This is a genomic window from Halobellus sp. EA9 (assembly GCF_051195055.1).
GTDB lineage: Archaea > Halobacteriota > Halobacteria > Halobacteriales > Haloferacaceae > Haloquadratum > Haloquadratum rubicundus.
Map to the genome: position 1 here is coordinate 1 of NZ_JBNTJW010000040.1, position 1,121 is coordinate 1,121.

At 59.5% G+C, this 1,121-nt stretch carries 1 protein-coding gene; it reads right to left on the reverse strand.

Annotated elements, in window-relative coordinates:
- Positions 1–213: 213 nt before the first annotated feature.
- Positions 214–1,029, reverse strand: a complete 816-nt coding sequence (locus ACQUQ0_RS17535) for an IS5 family transposase (protein WP_435187037.1) — start codon at positions 1,027–1,029, stop codon at positions 214–216.
- Between the last annotated feature and the right edge of the window lie 92 nt (positions 1,030–1,121).

Below are 1,121 nucleotides of genomic sequence, written 5' to 3' on the forward strand. Positions count from 1 at the left end.
TGCCTTGTTGAACGCAAGACAGCGCCGGGGTAGGGTCGATTGTTTGTAGTCTCACGCCGTCAGAAGCGCGTACGTGGAGTCAGAAGATGCAATCGCTGTCACTCACGGCGGTTGCCGAAGAGTCAAAACTATGGTATCTTGCTTCGTTGTGTCGGTGACGACGGCGATGCCTCTCCCGGATACGTCCGGAGAAGGGGAGCAGGCGGCGAGCCGTTAACTCGCCGCCTGCGTCAGGTTATGGATGATGCATTTCCGAGTCAGCTCCCGGAACTGGCCGTGCCAGCTCCGGGAGCGCAGCTTCTCGCCGTCGTCTTCCTTCAACCGCGAGAAGCCCGTCTCACTCATCCAGCGTTGGTTGTAATCCTCGTTCATACGGGCGTTGTGAGCCTTCTGCAACGGTGTTTGCTCCCTGTGCTTGATCAGCGGTCGCGTTGAGTTGGAGCGACACTCCTCACGGAGCTCGCCCCACGAGTAGTTCGCGTCAGCGGACAGCACCCGCAGGTCTTCCGCGTTCCGGCGGAAGACCTGCATCCCGATGTGGCCGTCCCACGCCTTCTGCGTCGTGTAATGCACGTCCTTGATCGCCAGCGAGTTGACATCAATCAAGATCGTCGTCTTCAGCGACTGCAACGAGTAGTTCGCACGATCACGGTAATGGAAGCTCGTTTGATCGCGCTGGAAGCCACTCGCATCAATCGCAGCTTCACCACTCCAGCCCGCCTGCTCCGCGCTTCGGCGGAGCAGGCGGCGGAGCTCGCGCATCCGGTACTCTTGTTCCCACCGGCAGAACGAACTGTAGTGCGGTGCCTCGTCAAGATCAAACACGGCGAGGATATGCGGCATCTCGTTGAGGTAGTCCTCAGATTCACGGAGACTCTTTTCCAGTTCAACGCGGAACAGAATCAACGCGATCTGGACCCACTCGGCGTACCCGTCCGCGCCGTCCGGCGCGGCGGGTACGTCGGGCTCGTCAATGTGCTGTTTGGCAAGGTTTCGACACATCCAGGCAAGCCGTCTGAGCGACACCATATCGCCAGACAGCGTCCATTTCCCGGTTAGCTTGGCGGAATCTACCTGTAAGAGCGTCTGAGACTGGCCTCAACCGGCGGCAAAACAAGGCA

Coding starts and splice junctions, on each gene's coding strand:
- ACQUQ0_RS17535 (WP_435187037.1), bottom strand. CDS start 1,029: ATGGTGTCGCTCAGACGGCTTGCCTGGATGTGTCGAAACCTTGCCAAA.